Source organism: Nocardia sp. NPDC056611 (assembly GCF_042792755.1).
Classification (GTDB): Bacteria; Actinomycetota; Actinomycetes; order Mycobacteriales; family Mycobacteriaceae; genus Nocardia.
The window spans coordinates 433,797-451,805 of sequence record NZ_JBHTVV010000001.1; the positions used below are offsets into that span (position 1 = coordinate 433,797).

Genomic DNA, 18,009 nt, shown 5'->3' on the forward strand with positions numbered 1-18,009 from the left:
ACCCTAGGGCGGCCGTTCTGGGCGATCCGCGCCCGCCGCGCTCAGCGGTCCGCGCGCGGCCGGGTCAGGGTGAAGGTGTCGACGGCCTTCAGCTCGCTGGTCGGCCCGGTGAGGGCGTAGTAGGTGCCCTTGATGGTGGTGTTCCCGCCGGGTGTGCCGGGGTCGACGTCGAAAGCGCAGAAGCCGTAGGGATGTTCGGCGTCCTTGAACGCCGACCAGGGCGCGTCCTCCAGCACGTACGTCGGGACCTTCTTGCCGGTGGCCGGATCCGCGTTCCCGACAGCGGTGATGACCCGGCACCTGTCGCCCGGGAAGAACAGATGGTTGGACGGCACCGAGGTGCCGCCCCCGCCGATCACCAGGTGCACGGTGCCCTTGCCGGTGTCGACGACGTCCTTGCGGGTGTCGGCGGGCTTGGGGGTGAGGGTCTCGGACCCGGTCGTCCCGCGCACGGGATGCGAACGCTCGTAATGGTGTTCGTGCCCGCACAACACCAGGTCGACCTGGTATTTGTCGAACAGCGGCAGCCATTCGGCGCGGATGCCCAGGTCCGCGCCGTTGGCCTTGTCGGCCGAGGAGATGGCGACCTGGTGCATGAACACCACCACCCAGTCGATGCCCTGGTCGGCGCGCGCCCCGGCCAGTTCGCTTTCCAGCCAGCGTTTCTGGGCTCCGCCGGAGTAGCCCTTGACGTAGCTGTTGCCGCCGTCCTGCAGGCAGACGTCGTCGTTGGCGACCGCGATCACCCGCATGCCACCGACGGTGAACGAGTACCACAGGCCCTGGGCGTGTTCCTCGCTCCCGGCGTCGGGGACGGTGAAGTAGGTCTGGAACGCCTGGTAGCCGATGGGCCCGTTGCCGAGTTCGTTCTCGTGGTTGCCGGGGGCGGGCATCCAGGGCCGGTAGCGGGCCGAGCGAGAGTTGTTGGCCCACCAGTCGTTCCAGGTGCGGATGCGGTCGGTGGACAGATTGGCGTAACAGAGGTCGCCGTTGACCAGGTTGAACAGCGGGGCCAGTGATTCCACCGCGGAGGTGATGTCGCCGGCGTACTGGGAGCCGAGGTTGTCGTTGAGGGCCTTGCCGTCGACGATCTTGCCGACGGTGGGTGTGCCCTGGTCGCCGAAGCTGGTGAACCGGAACTTGGCGCGTCCGGCGGGCGCGGTGCGGATGGTGCCCAGTTCCGGCGGCGCGCCGTCGTGCCCGGCGGCGTAGACGTAGTCGGTGTCGGGGGACAGGCCGGTGAGCCGGGCGTGGTGGGCCTGGATCTCGATGCCGGACTTGGAATCCCGGTAGGTGCGGGTCCGCGCGGAAACCGCCGTGCCGAATCCGGAGTCGGCGGTGCCGTAGCGCACGGTGGGCGCGCTGACCGATCCGAGGGTGTGCCAGGTGACCACGACCTCGCGGGCCGCGTCGGCCCCGAACTGGAGGTGCAGCCCGGAGACCCGGGGCGCGGCGGCGCGGTCGGGGGTGGTGACGAGTTCGGCGGAGCGAGGCCAGGCGGCGGTGGATCCGGAGCTCTTCAGCGCGACCGCGCCGCCCGCGCCGACGGCCAGTCCGGCCAGGCCCGCGACGGCGGAGGCGCCGAACAATCGGCGGCGGCTGACCGCCCGGGTGGTGTCAGGGGTGCTGACAGTAGGTGTGTCGGGGTTGTCCGGCGTGGAATCGGGGTTGTGGGAATCCTCACGATCGGTCATGGGTGTCAGTCAACAACCAGTGGGTACGAGGGAGGTCACAGTGCGACGAACGCCAAATGAAAAGAACGGGTCGGTCGGTGAGAACGCCCTCGGTCCGGCGTTCGGTGCGCTCCTGCCGTCCTCGCCCCTTAGGCTCTCGGGGATATCGAGGCGGCCACGAGCCACTCTCGGGCATATGACGGATGGATAGGGTGAAATTCATGACAGCTACTGGCGGCGGAACCGAGTCGTGCTTCCGCACCGCGGTGGTCCCCGCGGCCGGGCTCGGCACCAGGTTCCTGCCCGCGACCAAGACGGTTCCCAAGGAGTTGCTGCCGGTGGTCGACACCCCGGGCATCGAATTGGTCGCCGCCGAGGCCGCGGAATCCGGCGCCAATCGGCTGGTGATCGTGACCTCGCCCGGAAAAGACGGTGTGGTCGCGCATTTCGTCGAGGACCTGGTGCTGGAGAGCACCCTCGCCGAGCGCGGCAAGTTCCATCTGCTGGAGAAGGTGCGCAAGGCCCCCGCCCTGCTCGACGTCACCTCGGTGGTGCAGGAGGAGCCGCTGGGCCTGGGTCACGCGGTGGCGCAGGCGGAATCGGTGCTCGACGCCGACGAGACCGCCATCGCGGTGCTGCTGCCCGACGACCTGGTGCTGCCCGGCGGCGTGCTGGAGCTGATGGCCGACGTGCGGAACACCTACGGCGGTTCGGTGCTGTGCGCCATCGACGTGCCCAAGGAAGAGGTCAGCGCCTACGGCGTCTTCGACGTCGAGGAACTGCCCGACGGCCCGTGTGACGTGCTCAAGGTCAACGGCATGGTGGAGAAGCCCGCCGTGCACGAGGCGCCCTCCACCTTCACCGCGGCCGGGCGATACCTGTTGGACCGCGCCATCTTCGACGCGCTGCGTCGCATCACCCCCGGTGCGGGCGGCGAACTGCAGCTGACCGACGCCATCGCGCTGCTGATCGCGGAAGGCCACCCGGTTCATGTCGTAGTGCATCGTGGGTCGCGGCACGATCTGGGCAACCCTGGCGGTTATCTTCGTGCTGCGGTCGATTTCGCTCTGGAACGCGAGGAATACGGTCCCGCTCTGCGCGAGTGGCTCGAGCAGCGGCTCGGTCCGGACTGGAATCCGCAGCTGACCACGTGCGAATGAGGCGACGAGCAGGCGCGACAACGGAAGGGCGGCATGCGCTCGGTTGAGGATCAGCAGATCAAGGTGACCGCCGCGGCCGTGGCCCCACGGCCGGTCCGGGTCGCGATCAGCGAGGCACAGGGTTTGCTGTGCGCCGAGGATGTGGTCACCGAGCGCCCGCTGCCGGGCTTCGACCAGGCCGCCATCGACGGATACGCCGTGCGCAGTGTGGATGTGGCCGGCGCGGGCGCGAATATCCGTGACGAGGACGGCAATTCGGTGCTCCTGAGCCTGCCGGTGGTGGGCGAGGTGGCGGCCGGTTCCCGCCAGCCGATCCGCCTGCAGCCCCGCCAGACCGTGCGGGTGGACACCGGCGCGCCGCTGCCCACCCTCGCCGATGCCGTGCTGCCGCTGGAGAACACCGACGGCGGCCGCGCCCGGGTCAAGGTCTACGAGGCGGTCCGGTCCGGGGACTACGTGCGCCGCATCGGCGACGACGTGCAGCCCGGCGATCTGGCCGTGCGCGCCGGCACCATCATCGGCCCGGCCCAGGTGGGCCTGCTGGCCGCGGTCGGCAAGGACAAGGTGCTGGTGCATCCGCGGCCCCGGCTGTCGGTGCTGTCGGTGGGCGGCGAGCTGGTCGACATCGACCGCACGCCCGGACCCGGCCAGGTCTACGACGTGAACTCCTACGCCCTGGCCGCCGCCGCGCGCGACGCGGGCGCGGACGTGAACCGGGTCGGCATCGTGAGCGCTGATCCGAAGCGGCTGCGGGACGTGGTGGAGGGCCAGCTGGTCCGCTCCGAGGTGGTCGTGATCGCGGGTGCGGTCGGCGGCTGGGCGTCGGAGCAGGTGCGCGAGGCCCTCGAGGGGCTCGGCGAGCTGGAGATCACCCGGGTCGGCATGCATCCCGGGTCGGTGCAGGGTTTCGGCCTGCTCGGCCGCGACGAGGTGCCGACCTTCCTGCTGCCCGCGAATCCGGTTGGCGCGCTGGTGGTTTTCGAGGTCATGGTGCGGCCGTTGATCCGGATCGCGCTGGGCCGTCGTCACCCCATGCGGCGCATGGTGCGGGCGCGCACCATCCTGCCGATCGCCTCGATCCCGGGCCGCCGCGGCTATCTGCGCGCGCAGCTCATGCGCGACGAGCAGACCGGCGACTACCTGGTGCAGCCGCTGGGCGGCCCGAACGGGGCGTCCTCGCATCTGCTGGCCACCATGGCCGAGGCCAACAGCCTGATCGTGATCGACCCCGAGACCACCGAGGTGCGTACCGGTGACGAGGTCCAGGTCGCGTTCCTGGCTCAGCGTGGGTGAGGCCCGACATGATCGGTCAGGGCACGAAGGCGTCACTCCTCCACCCAGCACTTGCTCGCGTCACCACGCAGGGCACCCGAGCATGGCGAATGGATTCAGCGTGAACGTCTTCCGTTCGGCCCAGCATCCGGGCTGGCCGGCGCATCTGGGTCCGGTGCGGGTCGCGGCGGGCACGGTCACGCTGCGGCCGATCCGCCTGCGGGACGCGTCCGCGTGGGGCCGGATCCGGGTCCGGGACAAGGATTATCTGGAGAAGTGGGAGCCCACCGGCCGCGGTCCGTGGGAGGCGCGTAACCACTCCAGCAATTGGCCCGCGCTGTGGTCGGCGCTGAAGGCCGAGGCGCGGCGCGGCGCCATGATTCCGCTCGTCATCGAGGTGGACGGCCAGTTCAGCGGTCAGCTCACGGTGGGCAATATCGTGCGCGGCGCGCTGCGGTCGGCGTGGATCGGTTACTGGGTGTCGAGCGAGCTGGCCGGGCAGGGCGTGGCCACCGCGGCGCTGGCCCTGGGCCTGGACCACTGCTTCGGCGAGGTGGGCCTGCACCGGGTGGAGGCCACGGTGCGGCCGGAAAACCTTGCCAGTCAGGCGGTTCTGCGCAATGTCGGTTTCCGCGAGGAGGGCATGCTGCAGCGCTACCTCGACGTGGACGGCGCGTGGCGGGATCATCTGCTGGTCGGCATGACGGTCGAGGAGGTTTCGGGGACCGTGGTGGACAGGCTGATTCGTGCGGGGCGCGCCAGCAAAGCCTGATAACTCGCTGAGCGCGGCGTGTGAGAGTTTTCGCGACCGAATTCGTGTGACTAGTGTTGCGTGTGTGGTCGGCGCGCCTGAGGGGAATACCCACGGCGTGGAATTAACCTACGCACGTCGGTGGTGCGTCTGTTTTCCGATCAGAAGGGACAGACAACAGGGCGGGACGGAGGTGTAAGGGCCAATGCCGAATTCGATCTTGTGGATCGGGTTGGTGGTGCTCTGGGTCTTCGTGCTCTTCCCGATGCTGGCCAATCGCCATCCCCGCATCCGGCAGCACACCGACGCCGCCCTCTCGACACGAGTGTTGCATCGCGGTGGTGCCAAGCGACGCACCAGGAAAGGTCCGGCGACCGGACATGACACCGACCCGGACTACGTGCCGGTTCGCAGAAAGCTTCACCCGAATGAGGATCCGGAGGATCGGATGACCAGATCGGACGACAGCCCCGCCGAACCGGAAGCCATCACCGCCGCCGCCGCGGCCGCGACGGCAGCAACCGTAGCCGAGAAGGACGAGGTCGTCGCCGCGGTGAGCGCCGAACTGCCGGAGCCCGAGACGGATTCGACCGACCCGGAGGACACCGACGACGCGGACGAGGACGCCGCCGAATCCGAGCCCGCCGCAGCGGAATCCGAGACCTACCCCGAAACCGCCACGGATGAGACAGAATCCGAGATCGTGGATGCCGCGGCCGAGACCGACGACGCTGAGCCGGAAGCCGCCGTGGCCGAGGTGTCGGCGGCCGAGCCCCGCAAGCGGGTCTCCCGCGCCCCCGCCCTGCGTGACCCCGAGCCGGAGCCGGAGCCGGAATCCGAATCCGACGACGAGGACGAGGATTTCGTGCCGTCCCGGCGCGGACGCGGCGGATTCGACCCCGAGGCCGACGCCGCCGCCCGCGCGGCCCGCTACACCTTCCGCCAGCGCGCCGTCCTGGGCCTGGTGCTGGCCGGCCTGCTGTTCGCCGCCTCCGGCGTGGCCATCTCCTCGATCCTGTGGTGGCTCGCGGCGCTGTCCGGCACCGTGCTGGTCGCCTACCTCGCCTACCTACGCAAGCAGGTCCGCATCGAGGAGGACATCCGCCGCCGCCGCGCCGCCCGCGCGTCCCGCACGCAGACCGAGTCCGACGCCGACGCCGAGGAGGAGCGCCGCACCCGCGAACGCCCCCGCCCCGACCGCGACGAGACCCGCACCCAGCTGCGCCGTGCCGTTCTGGTCGAACCCGACGACGAGGACCCGTTCTTCGAGCACCTCGACCTCTTCGACGCCGCTGAGGCCCGCGCCACCCGCCAGCGAGCCGCCGGCGCCCGCGAACGCCGCGCGGTAGGCGAATAGCCCACAACGCACCGAGAAGGGCTCCCCGTTGAACGGGGAGCCCTTCTCGCATATCCGGGTCGTCAATAGGCGGTGCGGGCGAGGAGCCGCGCCACGGCTGTGCGGGTGAGGCCCCGAGCCATGGGTGATGCGAGTGAAGCGCTGAGCCGACTGGGGTTCGGAGTGACGCCGAGAGTTCGCACGGGGGTGAGGCCGAGAGTTCATCGGGGGCGGGGCGTGGGTGGGTCGTGATTCATTGGGCGCGCGTCGGGCATGAGCCCCCCGATGACTGCCGGTTGATACGCGACGACCGCGGCTACTGTGAGCGCCGCTCCGCGTTGTCTGGAGTTCGGGTGTGAGGCTGCGGGTTTCCGTGGGTTCGGGGGCGTAGCCCCTGAGAGGTTCGAGAGGTGTCTCTCGCGAAATTGAATAGGCTTTTGCTATTACAGCGAAAGGGCCCGGCTTTCGGCCGGGCCCTTTCGGCGGGTGCTGTCGCGAGCTAATCGACGTCCGGCATTCGGCCGGTTGCCGGAATCTGCCGCTCGATGAGTTCGGCCAGCGTCCGGAGTTTGGCCGCGAATTCGCGCGCGGCCACCGGATGCTCCCCGGACCCCTTCACCACCTTCTGGGTGAGTGCGGTGAGCCGGGATTCGACCGCGCTGAACACGTCGGAGGTGGCGGGCTGCTCCTCGGTGAGGTCCCCGCGCAGCCAGGCGCGCAGCCGCTGCACGACCGCGCCCTCGTCGTAGTCGTCGGGCAGGACGGCGACGGCTTCGCGGAGTTTGCCCGCGGTGACCTTCACGTCGGCGGCCAGCGTGGTGTACACGGTGACCGCCGCGTCCTCGCCGTAGGCCGCGGCCACCGGCAGCAGCTCGCGGATCTGGCCCTCGTTGAGGGCGGGCGCGACCGGGTGCAGGCGCGCGGCGAGCGGCCAGGCCCGGATCAGCTTGTGCGCGTAGGACCGTTGCATGTCCCAGCGCTTCTCCACGTACTCGTCGAAGGTGGCGTGGTCGGCGCGGTAGAGCCGGCCGTCGCGCACGATCTGCAGGGCGCGCCCGGCGGTCCAGAAGGCCACCCGCAGCGCGTCGATGGAGGACTCGCACACCTCGAGCTGATCGGACTCGCTGCGGCTGAGCGGTCCTTCGCCACCCGTCGTGGGCAGCGGCAGATCCAGTACGCCGGGCGTGCTCTCGGCCGCCGCCGGGGTCGCCTCGCGCGCCACCGGCTTCGGCGCCGGAGCCTTCGGTGCGGCCGGGATCCTCGGTGCTGCCGGGATCTTCGGCGCGGGTGTGACCGGTTGCGCCGCCACGGGTTCGGCCGCCACCGTCTCGGGCTTCAGGGTGGCGGCCGCGGTGGCGGCGGGCGCCGCCGCCGCTTCCGCCGGGGCCGCCGCGGGCGCGGCCGGCGCCATGAGGACGGTGGTGGCGGCCGGTGAGAGTTTCGGTGTGCGCGGCCATTTGGCGTCGCGCAGCGGGGACACCGGGGGAGTGTGCTCGGCCTCGTCGGAGAGCGGGTTGCGGCCCAGGCCGCCGCCGATGGAGGTCTTTCTCCGCTGGGGTGGCATCAGGCCGACACCTCCGCCGGCACGCACGACTCGATGTAGTCGCGCACCAGCTCGTCGCCGACGGCCCGGTATTCGCCGAGATCCTCGATCGGGTTCTCGGCGCCGTCACCGACTTCGCCGTCGGCGGCCTCTCGATACCACTTCCAGGCGCTGACGTAGGAGTCGAAGACCTCGTAGCCCGCGTCCTCGAGATTGCCGCGCTGCGTGCGGTATTCGGTGGATACGTTGACGCCGTTCTTCATGGTGACCGGAACCTTGGTCATGAGCACACGCACGCGAACGGCCTTCTCGTGTTCGGCGGCCGCTTCCTCGGCGGCGCGGTAGGTACTGGGGACGCGTTTGACTTCCGAGGGGCTGACGCTGGTGACGAGGATGAGTTCGTCGCTGACGGGGACGGCGGCCTTGAAGATGTCGGCCGATTCACCGCCGGCGTCGACGATGATCACGTCGTAGTTCGCGGAATTGTCGGTGATGCAGTCATTCACGTGCCGCGAGGGGAAGGCGAGCAATTCGAAGGGAATGTCGACCTCGGCCTTCTGTAGTCGCCGATACCAGGAGTACCCGGTCTGACTCAGCGGGTCGGCGTCGATCACCAGTACTCGAAGTTCGTGCGCGGTAGTGAAATACGAGGCGAGGAAGAAGGCGGATGTCGTCTTGCCCACGCCTCCTTTGAGATTCCCGAGCGTGATCACCAGTGGCTCGGGAAGGTTGCCTAGCGCAGGGGATTTGGTCATCGATCAACCTCCTGTTGATGGGGAGGGCAGCTTCCTCGATCAGTCTCACACGCGCGCGGGACGCGCCCGTGAAGGCTCGCTCGGGGGTGTCGAATTGGTTGGAAACCGGCTGTGTCCAATTGGACACAGCCGTCAATGGTTACCGTTTCGTAATGAATAACACGCATGTCATTCATTGCCACCTCCGACGTTCCGGCGAAATATGCATTCTCGGATCTGCTGGCAGTACCGAAGAATTTCGCGTGATGGACGGAAACCGGATAGCTCTCACGGCTTGATCGGAGGACGACCGCTCATGGAAACCAACGGTGATAGACAGAAGGTTCGATTACTTCCGCGGCTGAGCCTGCGGACCCTGGTGACAGGAGTCCTCGGAGCTGCAGCCATAGGAGCCGCCCTGTTCTTCGCGGCGGGCCAGGCGCAGGCGGCGCCGGTGACGATCCCCGGTATCGGGGCGATCGACATCCCGGACGAGATCGCCGCCCCGCTCGGCCGGGTGACCCCCGCGATCGGCATTCTGCCCCCCGCGGCCGGAACCACTTCTCCCACGCCGGAATCGGCGATCGGCGAGCCGGACGCCCCCCGGATGACGGTGGCGCCGCAGCACATCGTCATCGCCCCGGCCGACACGATGCCCGACCCGGCGCCGGTGCAGTCACTGCTCCCGGAGTCGCTGCGCCCGGCCATCGTGCCCCCGGCGATCGGCACCCCTGCCGTCGCCATTCCTGCCGTCGCCGCCCCGACCGGTGTGATCCAGGCCCCCGCGCCGGTATCGCGCACGGTATCGGTGGCCGGTCTCGGCACCTTCGCGGTGCCCGCCGCCCTGCCCCCGCTGACCGGAATCCCCGGCGTGACCGATTCCGCGGTCACCCGCACCACGGTGCCCGCGGCGATGCCGAAGACGGCGGGCGAGCGCGCGGTCGAGGCGGCCCGCACCAAACTCGGCGCGAACTACAGCATGGGCGGGAGCGGCCCGGACTCCTTCGACTGCTCCGGTTTCGTGCAGTGGTCGTATCGAGAGGCGGGCGTGGAACTGCCGCGCACGAGTTATTCACAGCTCGCTGCGGGAACCCCGGTCGGGATCGACGAATTGGAGCCGGGCGATCTGGTCTCCTACTACGGTGGTGGCCATTCGGCGATGTACCTCGGCGATGGAAAGATCATTCACGCCAGTGACTACGGTTCCGGGGTGAAGGTCTCACCGCTGTCGAATATGCCGGTGACCGGAGCGCGTCGCTTCCAGTGAACCGATCGAGATCGGCGGACGTGATTCCCCCGAATTCTTGATCAATCGACCGATAGTGCGAGGTAGGGCATGGGTGCAAGGAAAACGGTGGCACTGGCTCTCGCCACGCTCGCGGCCGCGGCCTGGTCGACTGTCGCCGAGACTCCCGCGAATGCCGCACCGGTGTGTGCGAGCGCGGGCGGGCCGACCGTCACCGTGGCGAATCTGCCGGGGACCGCGCTGGAAGGCATCACCGTCGACCCGGCCGGGCGCGCGTTCGTCACCGATCTGGTGAGCGGGCGGGTCTTCCGGATCGACGCCCCTGGCGCACCGGCGGTGCCGATCGCGCGGGTGCCCTCCGGCGGGGCGGGTGCGCTGGCCTGGCTCCCGGACGGCCGGCTGCTGGTCGGATACGGCGCGGATCCCCGTGTCCTCGTGGGTGATTCGCTGCGGCAGGCGGGCATCGTGACCGTCGACCCGGACACCGGGGCGGTGGCTCCGTTCGCGGCCGGGTTGTCGGCGGGCGACGGTATGGACGTGGCGGCGGACGGAACCGTCTACGCGACCAATGATTTCGGCTCGCTGGTGGGCCGGGTGAATCCGAACGGCGTGGTGCAGGCCGACTGGGGCAGTCTGCCCAGCGCCAATGGCGCCGTGCTGAACCGGGATGGCTCCTACCTGTACGTGTCGCGGACTTTCGCCAATCCGGGCGTGAGTCGCATACCCACCGATGCCCCGTGGGCTCCGCAGTCGTTGCTGGACCTGTCCGGTGGTGACGCCCTCGCGGCCGCGGATGGGCTGACCCTGGATTCGGCGGAGCGCCCGGTGCTGCCGTTCAATCTGTCGGGTGAGGTCGTGCGGATCGACGCTCCGGGCCGGTACTGCGTGCTCGGCGCCGGCCCGCGGCTGACCAGCGCGGTGCAATACGGCCGTGGCGCGCAAGGCTTCTCGGCGGGCCGGCTCTTCGGCGTCACATTCGGCGGTGTGGTCTACGAGGTGCCGGGCGGCTTCGATCCGGACGCCCGGACGGCGGCCCCCTGACCGGGGTGGTTCACCGGTTCACTGAGTAGTCCGACGATCATGGCGATGATGCTGTCGCGCACCTCGTCGCGTTCGATCTCGGTGGGCAGCACGTACCGCTCGTAGTCGGCGAGCAGGGCGAACATGACCGTGGTCATGGCCTGCAGCCGGTACCGGCGTTGCGCCGGAGTCAGTTCCGCCAGTGCGTGATACAGCCTGGCGACGAGAACTCGTGTTGTCTGCCAACGTTTTTCGTTGAGATTGGGTCCGGTGACCGCCGGATGGGCGCGGGCCTGCTCCAGGAACCGCGCGTAATGCGTCGAGCCCTCGGCGTAAGGCACGTCGAACATGGGCCGCACCAGAATGGCGACCAGCGCGGCGACGCTGTCCGGGGCGCCCGAGGACTCGTGCTCGGCGAGCAGTTCGGTCCGGCGGGATTCCAATGCGGGCTGATGGCGTTCGATAATGGCGGCGATGAGTCCGTCCCGGGAACCGAAGTGATAGTGGACCGCGGAGTTGTTGCGTTGTCCCGCCGCCACCGCGATATCGCGCAGGGCCACATGCGGCCCGCGTTCGGCGATGGTGCGCTCACCGGCGAGCAACATGAGCTCGCGCGCGTCAGGACTGTTCACGGTGCTATCGTGCCCCTTCGTCTCGCACCGCGTGGTCCCGGGTGGACGCGCGGGCGGATCCGTGGGCATTCGGACGGCGGTGATGATCGATGACGCCACGTGCGGCCCGGTCGCGCCGGGCGACGGTGGACCTGGCCCTGGTCGTCCCGATGAGCGGTTCGGCCGGCATCTTCGGGCCCTCCTGCGAGGCGTGCGCCGCGCTGGCCGTCGAGGACATCAATGCGATGGGCGGGATCCTGGGCCGCCCGGTCCGGCTGCATCCGGTGGACGCGGGCGCGCCGCTGCCGGTGCTGGCCGCGCGGATCGACCGGATGGTGAGCCGCGGCATGATCGACGGCGTGGTCGGCTGGCACCTGTCGAACGCGCGCAAGGCCATCACCCCGTACACCGCGGGCCGGGTGCCCTACATCTACACCACCTTCTACGAGGGCGGCGAGGACTCCGACGGCGTCTACATGGTGGGGGAGACCCCGGATCAGCAGTTGTTCCCCGCGCTGCGCTGGTTCCGTGCCGAGCTGGGGGTGCACCGCTGGTGCATCGTCGGCAACGACTATGTCTGGCCGCGTGAAACAGCAAGGGTCACTTGGGAATTCGCTGACACGAGCGATATCGACGTGGTCGGTGAGGTTTTCGTGCCGTTGGGCAGCCGGGATTTCACCGCGGCGCTGGAGCTCATCCGCAGTTCGCCCGCCGAGGGCGTGCTGCTCTTCATGGTCGGCGCGGATTGCGCGGCGTTCAATCAGGCTTTCGCGGCGGCCGGGCTGGACGAGAGCCGCCTGCGGCTGAGCATGATGATCGGCGAGGACGTGCTCTATGCGGGCGGTCCGGACAGCGCGCGCGGATTATTCACCGCCAGTGGCTATTTCGAGAGCCTGGTATCGCGGGAGGCGATGGCCTTCGGCAGCCGCTACACCTCCCGCTTCGGTCAGCTGGCGCCGGCGCTGAACAATATCGGCGAATCCTGTTACGAGGGCCTGCTGTTGTTCGCCTCGCTGGCGGAGGCGGCGCACAGCCTGGACGTGCGGCTCATCGAGCGCGGCGCGGCGCGGGTGAGCTACGGCGGCCCGCGCGGTGAGGTGCGGGTGCGCGGCGCGCACACCACGCAGCCGGTGTACCTGGCGGGCGCGGACATCATGGACTTCACGGTGCTGGCCGACCTGACCGGATTGTGAAGCGCGGGCTGTTCGACTGATGGCGAACGCTACGTTGCGTTCCCAACCGGGGTGAAGACCGAATGCCGTCACGAACAGGATAATGCAAGTGTGCCAAGGGTTTTCGATTGTCGCGATGATCATTTGCGGCGCCCACCGGGCGGTTTTCGTGTTGCAATAGGGTGATGCCGCGCCGCCTCGGCGGCATCTGATGAAGGAGCCGCTCCGTGCCAGGAGGAAGACTCAGCCCCGATGATCGCCGCCTCATCGCCGCCGGTCTGGCCCGGGGCCTCGGCTACGCCGAGATCGCCCGTCGCCTGTCCCGGCCGACCTCCACCGTGAGCCGTGAGGTGACCCGCAACGGCGGTCCGGGCCGCTACCGCGCGGAGCTGGCGCAGGCCGCCACCGCGGTGCGGTCGCGCCGCCGCACGCCGCGCCCCAAACCCGTCGAGAAGCCTTCCGGCGTCGACGAATACGGCCGCGATCCGATGCTGCTGACCGAGGTCAGCGACCGCTTCGCGCTGCTGTTCGCGCAGTTCGGGATGCCGCGCATGGCCGCCGCGGTGCTGGCCCGGCTGTACGCCGCGGACTCGGGCAGTCTCACCGCCGCCGAGCTGGCGGCCCAGTTGCGGGTGAGCCCCGCGACGGTGTCCGCCGCGGTGGGGCGGCTCGAGGAGCGGGCGCTGATCCGCCGCGACCGGGACCCGGGCACCCGCCGCGACCGCTACGTGATCGACGAGTCCGCTTGGTACCGAGCCACTCTCGCCGGGGCGCAGGTCAACGAGCGGCTGGCGGCCCAGGCCCGGCACGGCGCGGACGCGCTCGGTGTGGCCACGCCCGCCGGGCTGCGGCTGCTGGGCATGGGGGACTATCTCGAGCGGGTGGGCCTGGACATGGTCCGTTCCGCCGAACGCTGGCGGCCGCGGCTCGATCAATGAGCGACGGCGATGCCGGGAAATCTGCGATGAATGCGATCGACATACTTGCGCACCGTGGAAAGTTCGGCCGAGATCGTTTGCCGGGCTTCCGCGGTGGGCGCGGTGTGTAATCGCCGCGTCAGTTTGACTACATGCCTTTCCAATTCGTCCAGGAAGATGCGGGCCTGAGCTAACTCGGGATCCTCGCCGACATCGGGATTACCGAATCCCCTGTACTGCATATCGCCGAAGTATTCCACGCTGCCGGACGCCGCGCCGCGCAATTGGATTGCTTCCGGTAGCCTCGCCAGGCGAGCTGCCCCGGCGCCATCGGGGTGTTCGGGTCCCCGCACCACCGCCCGACAGGAATTCGAATGGCCATCAGTTACCTGGAGTCGATCGTCGTCGGCGCGCTGCAAGGGGTGAGCGAGCTGTTCCCGGTCTCCAGCCTGGGCCATAGCATCCTGCTGCCGGCCTGGGTGGGCGGGCAGTGGGCCGACGATCTGAGCATGTCCGCCAAGGATTCCCCGTACCTGGCGTTGCTGGTGGCCATGCACGTCGCCACCGCGCTGGCCCTGGTGATCTTCTTCCGGCGGGAGTGGGTGCGCATCCTGCGCGGCCTGTGGGATGTGGCGCTGACCCGCGAGATCCGCACGCCCGAAGCGCGATTGGGCGTGCTGCTGGTGGTGGCGACGATTCCGGTCGGCCTCGCCGGACTGCTGTTGGAGAAGATCGTCCGCAACTATCTCGGCACTCCCGTGCCCACCTCGATCTTCCTGGCGATCAACGGTTTCGTGCTGCTGTCCGCGGAGATCATGCGCAAGCGTGAGCCCGAGCCCGACTTCGTGCTCGCCGGCCCGACCGGCCGCCGGGACGTGTCCATGGAGGACACCATCGTGCTGCCGATGACCGACCCGGACCGCGCCTCGGACGTGCGACTGTCCCGCCTGACCATGCGCGACGCCACCCTGATCGGATCGGCCCAGATCGCCGCGCTCTTCCCGGGTATCAGCCGTTCGGGCAGCACCATCGTGGCGGGCCTGTTCAAGGACATGCGCCACGAGGACGCCGCCCGCTTCGCGTTCCTGCTGGCCACCCCGGTCATCCTGGCGGCCGGCGTGCTGAAGACGCCGGAGCTGTTCAAGCCCGAGAACCACGCCATCCTCGGTCCGGCCGTGGCGGGCAGCGTGGTCGCGGGCGTGCTGTCCTATATCTCGGTCAAGTTCCTGACCGCGTACTTCGAGACCAAGACCCTGACCCCCTTCGCCGTCTACTGCCTGATCGCGGGGCTGGGCAGCCTGGTCTGGTTCACCATTCGCTGACTCGTCTCCCCGGGTGACGAAACCAGAACGCGCCCGGCATCCGAGGGATGCCGGGCGCGTTGCTGCGCTGTCAGTTCGTGGGCGTGGTGGTGGGCGCCGCGGTGGTGGTGGTGACGACAGGTGTCGTCGCCGGAACGGTGGTGGTCACCGGGGGCGTGGTGGTGACCGGCGCGGTGGTGGTGTCCGGGGCGACCGTCGTGGTGGCCGGAGGCGTCGTGGTGGTGACGGCCGGGGCCGGGGTGGTGGTGGTCGTCGTGGTTCCGGTCGCCGGTGTGGTGGTGGCGGCCTCGCCGGACTTCGGGGCGGCGGCCAGCGCGGCCGGGGCCTTCGAGGTGGTGGTCGGGGTCGGCGTGGTGGTCAGCGTCTTCGGGTCGAGCTGGTGGGCCTGGGCCTGCTTCGCCAGTTCGGTGAGCCAGGCGGCGGCGTACTCGGCGGAGCTGACGGGCTTGCCGTTGTCCGGGTTGGAGTCGTGCCAGTAGTCGAAGTGGTGGCCGGTGCCGTTCGGGCCCAGGGTCAGGTTGTACGGGTCGTTCATGATCACCGGGATGGTGTTCTGATTGGTGGTGATCAGCCCGATGACCTCGTTGAACACCTTCTGCGGCAGGTACGCCAGCGGCGACATGTTCTCCGCGGCGATATTGTCCGCGGCCACCGGGGTCGCGTTCTGCTGGTTCGCCTGGTAGCCGGGCTGCGACACCTTGAGCAGCACGTCGAGGAAGGTCTCCTTGCTGGTCCACCAGCCCGGGTTGTGCGCGATGTCGGCGAAGGCGTCGCCCGCGATCTTGCCGAGCACGACGGCGACGTCGATGCCGGTGGTCGGGTTGAGGCCCTCGTTCTGCATCTGGTCGGCATTGATCTGGCGGCCGACATTGATGGCGAGCTGCAGCAGCGAGATGTTCTTCGGCGCCGCGCAGGTGAGGTCGCCGTCGGAGCAGAAGGACGCGATGCGGCCGTTCAGCGCGCCGAAGTCACCGGCCTGGTCGGGCAGCGCGCCCTGTCCGCCCGCGACCTGCTTGCCGGTCTGGTAGCTCTGGTTGAAGTTGTCCGGACGGCTCGGGTCCTTCGCGCCCGGGAACGGACCTTCCCCGGCGGTGCGGCCCGCGTCGGCGAGGATCACCACGCCCGCGACATTGCCGGGATCCACGATCCCGTATTTGCCGTCCGCGCCCGCGCTCTGGTGGCCGATCTGCATGGCGACTCGCCGCACCACGTCCGCGCCCTCGGAATAGCCGACGATCGCGTACTTGGTGTTCGGGCAGGCCGCGGAAATATCCCGCATGACCTGCTCGGTATTGGCGACACCGGTATTGACGGCGTCCTCGTAGCTGTTCAGGTTCGCGGGATAGGAGATGTAGACGGCCGAATACGAATTGGAGTCGACCGAGCCGCCGGGGGCGTTGACCACCGGGTCCACCCAGTGGCTCTGGTAGTCGTCGGACAGGGCGGCGGGCAGTTCGTTGCCGTTCGCGTCGACGAGCATCTTGGTGGTCCCGGACTGCGGCGAGTCGTTGCGTCCGGCCACCGAGATGGTCACCATGTCATGGCATTCGGTGACCGACGAAGTCAGCGCCGGATCGGCCTGCTTCGAATCCGGCCCCGTCAGCGCGTAGGTGGCCGCTATCGCGGCCGCCACACCCAGCACTGCGGGAGCGGCGACCGCCGATGCGATCTTATGTCGTTTCGCGAACCCGCGAATATCCATGCCCGAATCCCCATTTCACCCCGACAAGTGAACTGTCAGGCCCAGCGACTGAGCGGGCCGTCTTCACACGGAGACGTCGTAACCGGAGATCCGAGTGTTACTTATGCGAATGAGTCGTTACCGCACCCTGACCCGAACCCGCTGATCAGGCGCCGATCGGTTTGCCGAAGAATGAGGCGAAGGTCTCACCCAGCGTCTCGCCCAGGGACTGCAGCTCACCGGGGGTGCCGAGCATGGACGGCATGTCGGTGGTGGAGCAGCCCGGTTGCGCGCCAATACCGTTCAAGCGATCGAACAGCCACAGCAGCGCGGCCGGTCCGCCGGAGACCTCGCCGATGACATGCTCGCTGGCCCAGTCCCGGGTGTAGGCGACCTGTGCTCCGGGCTGCGCGCAGTAGGTGTCAACCAGCTTGTCGGCCGCGGGTAACGGCAGGATCTCGTCCCAGCGCGAGTGCCACACGAACAGCGGCATGTCCGGCAGGCTCTTGCCCAGGCGGGTGTCCTCGAGCATGGCCTGAACAGCGGGTTCGGCGAGCGGGTCGGGGGAGTTGATCATGCCGGTGATATTGAGGAACGGCAGCAGCGCGGTCTGGTACTGCACGCAGAACGGCGCTTTCACCGTGCGCAGCAGCTGGCCGAGCGGGTTGAGCTTCTGGTCCAGCAGGGCGCTGAAGTCCGGGTACTCCCGCGAGAGTCCGAGGACCGCTCCCAGCACCAGGCCCGCGGTGGCCTGATTGTTGGCCATGAGCAGTGCCGCGCCGAGGTCCGCGCCGGTGCCGCCGGAGGCCGCGCCCACGATATTCAGTTCCGGCGCATAGGTTTTGCGCATCTCGGCGGCGTGCATGGTGGGCATCGACCCGCCCGAGTAGCCGTACAGCGCGGTCGGCGCGCCCGCGCCGACGCCGAGCGGCGCGAACGAGGTGGCGGCGCGAATGCCGTCGAGGGTGATGCGTCCGGCCAGCGGCCCGGCGGCGTACGCCGAATTCGGGCCCTCGTGATCGGGGATCACCACCGCGAACCCCTTCTGCAGCGCGGCCTGCGCGAAGAGGAATTCGGCGGGGGCGACGATCTGCCCGAGGAACGGCGCGGCCGAAAGGTGTTGCAGCGCATAGGAGGGACTGCAATATCCCTGCGTGGAGTCCTCGGCGATCTGCACCGAGAGCAGCTTGCGCGGCGCGGGCGCGGTGCCGCGCGGCTTGATCAGGGTGGCGACCGCTCCGATGGCCTCGTCGCGACTGTTGTTGGAGCGGTAGGAGACCTGCCAGGCGTCCACGTTCAGCGGGATCAGCCCGAAGTTGCCGAGATTGACCTGCCGGGCCGCGATGATCTCGCCGGGCGCGGCGGCGGCGATCACGTCGGCGGGCGGGTTGTAGAAGCCGGGATCGAGTTCCGGCGGCAGTGGCAGCACCTGTGCCGGCGCGATCGAGGGCGGCGCCGGCGCGGCCGGATCGGCGTGCGCCGGTCCCACCGTGAATGCCGCCGCCACCAGCGTCGTGATGGACACCGTCCCGAAGCGTACGAGCCGCCCGGTCAGTCGTCTGGTCTTCATC

16 protein-coding genes are annotated in these 18,009 nt (G+C 69.2%); 9 read left to right on the top strand and 7 right to left on the bottom strand.

Annotated features, from left to right (window positions below; all coding sequences use genetic code 11):
- Positions 1-41: 41 nt before the first annotated feature.
- Positions 42-1,694 carry a purple acid phosphatase family protein gene (locus ACFRAQ_RS01850; protein ID WP_379092741.1) on the bottom strand — a complete coding sequence of 551 codons (1,653 nt, stop codon included), beginning with the start codon at positions 1,692-1,694 and terminating at the stop codon, positions 42-44.
- 200 nt (positions 1,695-1,894) lie between these two features.
- Here ACFRAQ_RS01850 and ACFRAQ_RS01855 point away from each other — a divergent pair, with 200 nt between their 5' ends.
- The 4 genes from ACFRAQ_RS01855 (at position 1,895) to glpR (ending at position 6,213) form a co-directional block, all read left to right on the top strand.
- Positions 1,895-2,833 carry a UTP--glucose-1-phosphate uridylyltransferase gene (locus tag ACFRAQ_RS01855; RefSeq protein WP_379092744.1) on the top strand — a complete coding sequence of 313 codons (939 nt, stop codon included), beginning with the start codon at positions 1,895-1,897 and terminating at the stop codon, positions 2,831-2,833.
- 33 nt (positions 2,834-2,866) lie between these two features.
- Positions 2,867-4,126: a gephyrin-like molybdotransferase Glp gene (gene glp, locus ACFRAQ_RS01860; protein ID WP_357280640.1), complete on the top strand. Its 1,260-nt coding sequence runs from the start codon at positions 2,867-2,869 to the stop codon at positions 4,124-4,126.
- A gap of 82 nt (positions 4,127-4,208) precedes the next feature.
- On the top strand, positions 4,209-4,877 hold the full coding sequence (locus ACFRAQ_RS01865) for a GNAT family protein (RefSeq protein WP_357280638.1): 669 nt from the start codon (positions 4,209-4,211) through the stop codon (positions 4,875-4,877).
- Between the two features lie 184 nt (positions 4,878-5,061).
- Positions 5,062-6,213: a gephyrin-like molybdotransferase receptor GlpR gene (gene glpR, locus ACFRAQ_RS01870; protein WP_379092748.1), complete on the top strand. Its 1,152-nt coding sequence runs from the start codon at positions 5,062-5,064 to the stop codon at positions 6,211-6,213.
- A 478-nt stretch (positions 6,214-6,691) separates the two neighbouring features.
- Here glpR and ACFRAQ_RS01875 read toward each other — a convergent pair whose 3' ends face one another.
- The gene (locus ACFRAQ_RS01875; RefSeq protein ID WP_379092751.1) at positions 6,692-7,756 is read right to left on the bottom strand and encodes a hypothetical protein; all 1,065 of its coding nucleotides are present in this window, start codon (positions 7,754-7,756) and stop codon (positions 6,692-6,694) included.
- Positions 7,756-8,490 (bottom strand): ParA family protein, encoded by a 735-nt coding sequence (locus tag ACFRAQ_RS01880; RefSeq protein ID WP_379092754.1) that lies wholly within the window; start codon positions 8,488-8,490, stop codon positions 7,756-7,758. The genes ACFRAQ_RS01875 and ACFRAQ_RS01880 overlap by 1 nt, the downstream gene beginning before the upstream one ends.
- 295 nt (positions 8,491-8,785) lie before the next feature.
- On the opposite strand from ACFRAQ_RS01880, the gene ACFRAQ_RS01885 reads away from it, so the two are divergent.
- Positions 8,786-9,736 carry a C40 family peptidase gene (locus ACFRAQ_RS01885; protein ID WP_379092757.1) on the top strand — a complete coding sequence of 317 codons (951 nt, stop codon included), beginning with the start codon at positions 8,786-8,788 and terminating at the stop codon, positions 9,734-9,736.
- Between the two features lie 69 nt (positions 9,737-9,805).
- The gene (locus ACFRAQ_RS01890) at positions 9,806-10,756 is read left to right on the top strand and encodes an SMP-30/gluconolactonase/LRE family protein (RefSeq protein WP_379092760.1); all 951 of its coding nucleotides are present in this window, start codon (positions 9,806-9,808) and stop codon (positions 10,754-10,756) included.
- Here the strand turns inward: ACFRAQ_RS01890 and ACFRAQ_RS01895 are convergent.
- On the bottom strand, positions 10,705-11,367 hold the full coding sequence (locus tag ACFRAQ_RS01895) for a TetR family transcriptional regulator (RefSeq protein WP_379092763.1): 663 nt from the start codon (positions 11,365-11,367) through the stop codon (positions 10,705-10,707). The two genes, ACFRAQ_RS01890 and ACFRAQ_RS01895, sit on opposite strands and share 52 nt — an antisense overlap.
- Positions 11,368-11,456: 89 nt before the next feature.
- Between ACFRAQ_RS01895 and ACFRAQ_RS01900 the strand changes: the two genes are divergently transcribed.
- Together ACFRAQ_RS01900 and ACFRAQ_RS01905 are read left to right on the top strand one after the other, a co-directional pair.
- Positions 11,457-12,539, top strand: a complete 1,083-nt coding sequence (locus ACFRAQ_RS01900) for a substrate-binding domain-containing protein (protein ID WP_379092766.1) — start codon at positions 11,457-11,459, stop codon at positions 12,537-12,539.
- A gap of 206 nt (positions 12,540-12,745) precedes the next feature.
- Positions 12,746-13,456, top strand: coding sequence for a MarR family transcriptional regulator (locus tag ACFRAQ_RS01905; RefSeq protein WP_379092769.1), 711 nt, complete (start codon positions 12,746-12,748; stop codon positions 13,454-13,456).
- Here the strand turns inward: ACFRAQ_RS01905 and ACFRAQ_RS01910 are convergent.
- Positions 13,450-13,791, bottom strand: a complete 342-nt coding sequence (locus tag ACFRAQ_RS01910) for a hypothetical protein (protein ID WP_379095911.1) — start codon at positions 13,789-13,791, stop codon at positions 13,450-13,452. The genes ACFRAQ_RS01905 and ACFRAQ_RS01910 overlap by 7 nt on opposite strands.
- A 12-nt stretch (positions 13,792-13,803) precedes the next feature.
- On the opposite strand from ACFRAQ_RS01910, the gene ACFRAQ_RS01915 reads away from it, so the two are divergent.
- Positions 13,804-14,757: an undecaprenyl-diphosphate phosphatase gene (locus ACFRAQ_RS01915; RefSeq protein ID WP_379095727.1), complete on the top strand. Its 954-nt coding sequence runs from the start codon at positions 13,804-13,806 to the stop codon at positions 14,755-14,757.
- A gap of 70 nt (positions 14,758-14,827) precedes the next feature.
- On the opposite strand, the gene ACFRAQ_RS01920 is transcribed toward ACFRAQ_RS01915, so the two are convergent.
- Both ACFRAQ_RS01920 and ACFRAQ_RS01925 read right to left on the bottom strand, forming a co-directional pair.
- The gene (locus tag ACFRAQ_RS01920) at positions 14,828-16,459 is read right to left on the bottom strand and encodes a cutinase family protein (protein ID WP_379092772.1); all 1,632 of its coding nucleotides are present in this window, start codon (positions 16,457-16,459) and stop codon (positions 14,828-14,830) included.
- Positions 16,460-16,604: 145 nt separating this feature from the next.
- Entirely contained in the window at positions 16,605-18,008 is a 1,404-nt protein-coding gene (locus tag ACFRAQ_RS01925; RefSeq protein WP_379092775.1) for a lipase family protein, read from the bottom strand.
- Position 18,009: the final 1 nt, after the last annotated feature.